The organism is Cupriavidus sp. NPDC089707 (assembly GCF_044748965.1).
Classification (GTDB): Bacteria; Pseudomonadota; Gammaproteobacteria; order Burkholderiales; family Burkholderiaceae; genus Cupriavidus.
Genome location: NZ_JBIVHB010000048.1, coordinates 1 through 7,783, shown reverse-complemented (window position 1 = coordinate 7,783; position 7,783 = coordinate 1). Strand labels below are relative to the sequence as shown.

Here is a 7,783-nt window from a genome sequence, read left to right as displayed (position 1 = left end):
TGGCGCCCAATGGCGGCGTGCAGGACATCGGCACGGCGCTGCAGCAGTCCGTCAGCACCACCGACACCTCGACCTTCTATTGGCATCGAAAGACGAGCAGCAACAGCGATACGCAGGTGGTGGTCAATCCAACCAACCCGCAGGCGCCGACCACGGTGATGGCGCTGCCGGCGGTTGCCTCGGCCAACCAGTCGGTGCAGACCACGGCGCAGACCATTACCGTGGCGACCGTGAACCGCGAGGGCCAGACCGTGACGGGGAGCGGCGGCAACCTGTCGGGCGGCGGCGCGAGCGGCACGCAGGTGGCCGGCGCTGCGGGTGGCGCGGGCAAGGCGCCGCAGACGCTGGGGACTGCCAGCGGCGGCATCCCGAACCTGACGCTGCCCACCAACGGCCTGTATCACTATCAGACCGCACCGGGCGCGACCTACCTGATCGCCACCGACCTGCGCTTCACGCAATACGGCAAGTTCATCTCCAGCGACTACATGCTCGGGCAGCTTGGCCTGGACCCGGCCATGACGCAGAAGCGCCTGGGCGATGGCTGGTATGAGCAAAAGCTCGTCCGCGACCAGGTGACGCAACTGACCGGGCGCACCTACCTGGCCGGCTACAGCGACCAGTTGGCCGAGTACCAGGCGCTGATGGACAACGGCCTTCTGTATGCCAAGCGGTTCCAGCTGGCGCCGGGCATCGGCCTGTCCGAAGATCAGATGGCCCAACTCACCACCGACATGGTGTGGCTGGTCAGCCGGGAGGTGACGCTGCCCGATGGCGGCCACCAGACCGTGCTGGTGCCCAAGCTGTACCTGGCGCAGTCCAATTCGGTCGACCTGCAAAGCACCGGGGCGCTGGTGACGGGCAGCCAGGTGAACCTGAACGCCACCGGTGACGTCGCCAACAGCGGCAGGATCGTCGGCGACGTGGCGACGCAGGTCGTGGGCAACAACATCGTCAACCGGGGCCAGATTGGCAACACCGGCACGACGGTGGTCAACGCGCAGCAGGACGTGCGCAACCTCGGCGGGAGGATCACAGGTACTGACACCTTGGTGTCGGCTGGCCGCGACGTGATCAACGAGACGCAGACGATCTCGAACCAGGTCACGAACGGCACTAACCGTGCCGGGGCGACAGGAATCGGCGCCGTGGCATCGATCTCGGCAACCAACAATGTCGGCATTCTTGCCGGGCGTGATATCAACATGGCCGGCGGCGTGGTCGGCGCGGGCAACAGTGCCCTGCTGGGCGCCGGACGTGACCTGAACCTGGGCACGGTGGCGACTGGCACCACGCAGGATTCCAGCTCGCGCGGCGGCCAGGGCTACTACCACGACCAGACCATCGTCAACGTGGGCAGCTCGGTGCAGGCCGGCAACAATGTGGTGGCGGTCGCGGGACGGGATGCCACGCTGACCGGCTCAGGCATCGACGCCGGCGGTAACGCCTCGCTGGTGGCGGGGCGCAATACCACCGTCACCGCAGCGATCGACACCCATACGCACAGCGAAGGCTCGCTCGGCGGCAAGGGGGCGGAGTACACGAAATCGTCGTATGACGAGTCCGTGAGCGGCAGTGCGGTCCACGCGGGCAACAAAGCCAACCTCGCAGCGGGCCAATCGGCCACCGTGAATTCGGTGCTGCACGCCAATGGCATTGCAGCCTCGACCGACAGCAACGGCATCGGCAACCTGTCGGTACTCGGGTCGTCGGTGACCACCGACAACGGTGCTGCCAACCTGATCGCAACCGGCGACGTCACCGTTGGAGCGGTCAACGAGAAGCACAGCGCCGACAGCTGGTCGCAAAACCGGCACTCCACCGGCCTTGCCAGCGAGCAGATCACCAAGTCCAGCAGCCAGACGCAGAACATTGCCGTCGGGTCCATGGTGTCGGCAGACTCGGTCAATGGCCGCGCCGGCCGCGACCTGACTGTGACGGGCTCCAGCGTCGGGGCAACTGGCGATGTGTCGTTGCACGCCGACCGCAACCTGACCATCGGCGCATCGGAAAGCACGTCTTCCAGCAGCAGTTCCCAGGAGACGCGCAAGTCCGGGCTGATGTCCAGCGGTGGCGCGTCGGTCACCGTCGGCAAGCAGCAGACCAACCAGAGCGAGACGGTCCAGGCCACGATCCACACCGGTTCGCTGGTGGGCAGTGTCGGCGGCAACGTTGACCTGAGCGCGGGCGAAGCCTACAAGCAGACCGGCAGTGCGGTCACCGCACTGCAGGGCGACGTGGACATCCAGGCCAAGTCGGTCGATATCAACGCGGCGACCGATACGTACCGCATGGATCAGGAAACGCACTTCAAGCAGAGTGGCCTGACCGTCGCCGTGTCCAACCCGCTCATCGCGGCGGCACAGACTGTTGGACAGATGGCCGAGGCACAGGGCAAGACCGACAATCCGCGCATGAAGGCCCTCGCCGGTGCGGCCGGCGGGTTGGCGGCCAAGAACGCCTATGACGCGGTCAAGGGCGACCCGGCGAGCGCCGGGGGCATCAACATCAGCGTTACCGTGGGCGGGTCCAAGAGCGACAGCCAGCAAACGCAGACCGCCACGACGGCGGTTGGCAGCAAGGTCAGCGCGGGTGGCGACGTGCGTATCCGCGCCGAGAGCGGCGGGCAGGACAGCAATATCAATGTGGTCGGCAGCAACATCCAGTCCGGCAACAACATGCTGCTGAAGGCCGACAACCAGGTGAACCTGCAGGCCGCCGCCAGCACTGCCGAGCAGCACAGCACCAGCCAGAGCGTGTCAGGCGGGGTCGGCATCGGCATCAGTGTCGGTGCCAAGGGCACGTCCTTCGGCGTCACCGCCAACGCCGCGGCCTCGCGCGGCAATGCCGATGGCAACGACGTGACCTGGACCAACAGCCACGCCACGGCGGGCAATACGCTGGTGATCGACTCCGGGGGTGACACCAACCTCAAGGGTGCCGTGGCATCCGGCAAGCAGGTCGTCGCCAACGTCGGGGCCGACCTCAACATCGAGAGCCTGCAGGACACCAGCACCTACCGAAGCAAGGACCAGTCGATCGGCGGCAGCGTGACTGTGGGAGCCGGGTTCTCGGGTAGTGCCAATGTCGGTCAGCAGAAGATCAACAGCGACTTCGCCAGCGTGGGCGAGCAATCGGCGATCCGTGCCGGCGATGGCGGGTACCAGATCGACGTGAAGGGCAATACCGACCTCAAGGGCGGCATCATTGCCGGCGGGACGGCGGACAAGAACACCCTTGCGACCGACACGCTGACGGTGAGCGACATCCACAACCATGCGGAATACAGCGGCAGCAGTGTCAACATCGGGGCCGGCTTCACGGCGGGCGGGAGTGGCGGCAAATCGACTGGCGAGGGCAGCGGCGTCGGCCTGAACCAGGGTGGTCAGGCCACCACGGGCGGCGACGCGGTGCCGGGCACGACCCTGCCGACGACCGGCGGCAACGGCCAAGGCTTCTCGTTTGCGCCGCCCATGGTGGCCGGGGCCTCAGGCAGCGCGGACAGCACCACCTCCAGCGGTGTCAGCGCCGGCGCGGTCACGATCCGCAACGATGCCAAGCAGAAAGAGCTGACCGGCAAGGACGGTGCGGAGACGCTTGCCGGCCTGAACCGGGACACCACCAACACAGGCAACTCGCTGACGCCGATCTTTAACGAACGGGAGATCAAGGCCGGGTTCGAGATCGTGGGGGCGCTGCAGCGCGAGGCAGGAGTGTTCCTGAACAACCGCGCCAACGAGGCCGATGCGGCGAAGAAGGCGGCCGACGCTGCTGACAAGGACCCCAGTGCCTCGCCGGAGCAGCGCGCGGCACTCCAGCAGCGAGCCGACGACCTGGCCAAGTGGGGCCAGGGTGGCACCTACCGGCAGGTCATGACGGTGCTGGCGGCGGCCGCCAGCGGCAATGTGACCGGCTCGGCCGCGCAGTTCGTGCAAAGCGCGGCAGTGGGCTATCTGCAGGGCCTCGCCGCCAATCAGGTCAAGCAGTTGATCAGCACGCTGGAACTCGATCAAACGCCGCAAGGCGAAGCGGCACGCGCGGCGCTTCATGCCATCGTCGGCTGTGCTGGAGCGGCCGCAGCCAGCCAGTCATGCGGTGCTGGGGCCATGGGCGAGGCCTCGGCGTCGGTGCTGGGCAGCCTGCTGGGGTCGACCGAAGGGATGACGCCGGAGCAAAAACAGGCGCGCGAGGGCATGGTGCAGAGCCTGGTCGCCGGCATTGCCGGCACAAGCGGCATGAACCCGGCCACGGCGGCCAATGCGGCGACCTTCGAGGTCGAGAACAACCAGCTTGCCCTGCCTGCACCCAGGCCAATGCCGACACCTGGCACGCCGCAGAAGCCTTTCCAGACACCTGGCAAGCCTGCCGATCAGAATACTGCGGAGCTGACCGGTAAGCCGGATCAGTCTAAGGACAACGAGGCGAAGGTCCTCATTCAACCCATTGTTGGGACCGCCGACAATCTAGGCGCTGTCGTTGGGACCATACTGCCGAATCCGCTCAAGCTTGTGGAAGGGCTGGGTGCGATCTTCAGTAAGGGAACATCCGATGGAGCAGCGCTCCCCGACGGAAGAAGCGCCACCGACTTTGAAAAGAGCCTTGTCGGGTTGCCGCCCGGAGAGCGAGTGTCAGAGGTGAAGCAAACCGCGCAAAATGTTGCCGAAGCAAACGGCTGGGTAAAGGATAGTAAGCTGTCCCGGCTCAACGGCAGAGACGTATATGTTGGGGACGATGGCTACTTGTACGCATTGGATACCCAGCATGGGAGATTTGAGCAAGTAAATTCGAAGAATGGAGCCCATCAAGGTGAAGTGCGGATGGACCTATCTCCCGTTTCCGGCAGCATGGACAAGTCCGGCGGACACGATTTGAAGGTGAAATAAATGGAAATTAAAAAACTCGTTGATCTGGATTGTGACGTTGTTCGTTATGGAGCAGTTTTCCGATTCCCGGGGGGCTGGCCATACGAAGATACGGTTGATTTTCTTCTGGCTTACCTTCCTGTTTGCGAGCGAGAGAGTGCCCTAGTTGTTGCTACGGGCCATAAAGCTGGACTGCTAGCGGTAATGCTTCCGGAGGAATCTGGTTTTGATAACGCAAAAGGAAGTGGCATTTCTAGGCAATGGATCACTGAAAACTGGAAAAAATGGGCGTGGCCGGATTGTTCTGTGGACGATGTTTATGTAATCAATCGCTATGATGTTCCTGGACTTCCATCCACAACCAGCTGAATTCAGCGGCAGCAGTGTCAGCATCGGCGCAGGCTTCATGGCGGGCGGAAGTGGCGGAAAATCGACTGGCGCAGCTAAAACATGTGACTTGTCCAAAGGACAGTGACCACGCAGAACCGTAGCCCTTTTCGCTTGGCAAATACCTTTGACCTCTGAATGATCAAGAAGAAGTTCACGGCCAAGAAATCGTGGCCATCCATTGCCGGTCTGCTGTTAGTGAGTCCTACCGCATTAGGACAAACGTTTTTAACGGGGCCGGCCCAAGCGATTACCAAGGCGGCCGAACAGGAGCAGCGCACCCGCCAGCAGCAGGAAGCCCGGGAGCGCGCCCAGGCAGTGCAGGCGCCGGGCGTACGCGCGCAGGACGTGACTCTGGTCGACTATCCTGCGTTGCCGGATGAGTCCCCATGCTTTCGCATCGACCGCTTTGTGCTGGAGGTGCCGGCCGATCTGTCCGCCGCATCGCAGGCACAAGGCGCCTCCGCGTTGCCGTTGCCACAAGATCCGTTTGCTTTCGCCCGCGCTTGGCTGGACCACTACCAAGGTGCCTGCGTCGGCAAGCAGGGACTGGAGGCGCTGACCCGGGGGGGCGCAGGCCATCCTGAGCCGGGGCTACGTCACCACGCGCGTGCTCCTACCGCAGCAAGATATGAGCACCGACACGCTGCGCCTGTCCCTGATTCCTGGCGTAATCGGGGAGCTGCGCTTCGCCGATCGGGACACGCGCGGCACTTGGAAATCCGCCTTCTCCGCACGCGCGGGCGACTTGCTGAATCTACGCGACCTGGAACAGGGGCTGGAACAGATGAAGCGCGTTGCCAGCCAGGACGCTGACATGCAGGTCGTGCCCACCCAGATACCGGGCGTCAGCGACGTGGTCATCACGGTCAAGCGCGCCAAGCCGTGGACCGTGGTGGCGTCGCTCGATAACTCCGGCACGCGCGCCACCGGCAAGTGGGTGGGCAACCTCAGTGTCGGCATCGACAACCCGCTGGGCCTGAACGACCTGTTCAACGTCGGCTACATGCAGGACGTGGAGTTCAGCGACAAGCAGCATGGCACCAAGGGCTGGCATGGCTTCTATTCGGTGCCATGGGGCTACTGGACCGCCACGCTCTCGGCCTACTCGAATAACTACTACCAGCAGATCGCGGGCGTCAACCAGACGTTTATCTCCAGCGGCAGGTCGCAGACCGTCGACCTCAAGCTGCATCGCGTGATCCGCCGCAGCCAGAACGACGTGCTCGGCGTGCAATTCCGCCTATCACGCCGCTTTGGCAAGAGCTTCATCGAGGATACCGAGATCGAACAGCAGCATCGCAACAACACCGTGCTGGAGGCCGGCTTCACCGACCGCCACTATTTCGGCGCCGCGCAGTTCGTCAGTTGCATCCCGATGAAAGGCAATTAGCTAAGAAGATGGCGGCCAACAGCCAAGGCAAGTACACCGCAGAGCAGATCGAGGCCCAAATGCGCCTGTCGGACGTAGTTGATATGAATGGCAACGTGCTGGAGTCAGGTCGCCCCGATCAAATTGATGCGGCAACAACCAAGCCCTACGATAGCGGTGCGCAATGGGTATCGGTTGCTGGCACGACGCAAATCCGGGAGCTACAAGCCCAAGGGAATGCCGAAATCATCGCCTACATCCAGTCACAACAGAAGACAATGCAAGGCGACGTTCCATATGCTAGCCGGCAGGACTACAGCAACGTAGTGAAGTACAGTAATTCCATGGGGCAGTTGCCGACCGGCAAGTGCGGTGCGGGCCAGGCTGCTTGTGCCGCGGGACTGCAAAAGGACTATTCACCGCAGGAAATTGCTGATCGGCGCACCAATGTCGCTGATGTGGCATCGTCGCTATCCCAACAAGCTGGCCGAGTATCGGCTGCTGCAGGCGCTGCAGCAGCGGTTCCAGGTATTCATCAACCCGGTGCGGTTGTCACAGCCCTGGGTGCAACGGCATTTGGTCTTACCGCTAGCGCGATAGAGCAAATTGCTCGCCCCAATGCCAAAGCCTTTGGCTTTGATAGCACTGTCGATCTAATTAACTTCACAGTCTCCGAACGATATCCAATGGGCAGTCCTGTATTCAATGAAGTTGCAGAATCTGTCAAAGGCTCAGAATGGGCAAAACCCTATAAGGCGCCAGGGAAATGAAAATCAAAATTATTGAGGATGGTGGGCTCTCTACGGGAGCTAGATGGGCGCTTGTCATCGTGGGCGCGGGCATCGTTTTTATAAGCCTCTCTAAGGTTGAGTCCATTTTGCTCATGTCTTTCGGTCTAGCTCTTGCCGCTGTTGGTGGATACTCAAGCAAGGCAAAGATGCTAGGTCTTAGACCGTTCGAAAAATCCGCTTGGCGTGAAGCCAAAAAGAGCTACGAGGAGTCGTCGGAAGGGACATCTGAAACGAATGGGTCAGAACCTGACGACCGCAAATCGTAACGCGTAGATCGGCGTTGTTGCATAAATCTGGGGTCGGTTGGGCTGACGTTTACGCGCAACGGCTGGAACGCTGGCTCTGTTAACTTCTGACGAAGCGGCGTAGTG

General features: G+C 62.5%; 4 protein-coding genes and 1 pseudogene. All 5 read left to right on the top strand.

The window, feature by feature from the left end; all coding sequences use genetic code 11:
• The coding region (locus tag ACIP1U_RS32280) for a hemagglutinin repeat-containing protein (RefSeq protein WP_400323933.1) at nt 1-4,883 on the top strand (4,883 nt) is incomplete at its 5' end.
• A complete protein-coding gene (gene imm45, locus ACIP1U_RS32275; RefSeq protein ID WP_400323930.1) occupies nt 4,884-5,231 on the top strand; it encodes an Imm45 family immunity protein in 348 nt (115 codons plus the stop codon).
• A gap of 156 nt (nt 5,232-5,387) precedes the next feature.
• Nucleotides 5,388-6,612: pseudogene (locus tag ACIP1U_RS32270) on the top strand (ShlB/FhaC/HecB family hemolysin secretion/activation protein); the annotation flags it as partial.
• A 5-nt stretch (nt 6,613-6,617) separates the two neighbouring features.
• Nucleotides 6,618-7,391, top strand: a complete 774-nt coding sequence (locus tag ACIP1U_RS32265; RefSeq protein ID WP_400323927.1) for a hypothetical protein — start codon at nt 6,618-6,620, stop codon at nt 7,389-7,391.
• Nucleotides 7,388-7,678 carry a hypothetical protein gene (locus tag ACIP1U_RS32260; RefSeq protein WP_400323924.1) on the top strand — a complete coding sequence of 97 codons (291 nt, stop codon included), beginning with the start codon at nt 7,388-7,390 and terminating at the stop codon, nt 7,676-7,678. Before ACIP1U_RS32265 ends, ACIP1U_RS32260 begins: the two co-directional genes overlap by 4 nt.
• The last annotated feature ends 105 nt before the right edge of the window (nt 7,679-7,783 follow it).

Bases quoted from the DNA above. Each gene is read 5' to 3' on its own strand.
- ACIP1U_RS32260 (WP_400323924.1), top strand. From the start codon at position 7,388: ATGAAAATCAAAATTATTGAGGATGGTGGGCTCTCTACGGGAGCTAGA.
- imm45 (WP_400323930.1), top strand. From the start codon at position 4,884: ATGGAAATTAAAAAACTCGTTGATCTGGATTGTGACGTTGTTCGTTAT.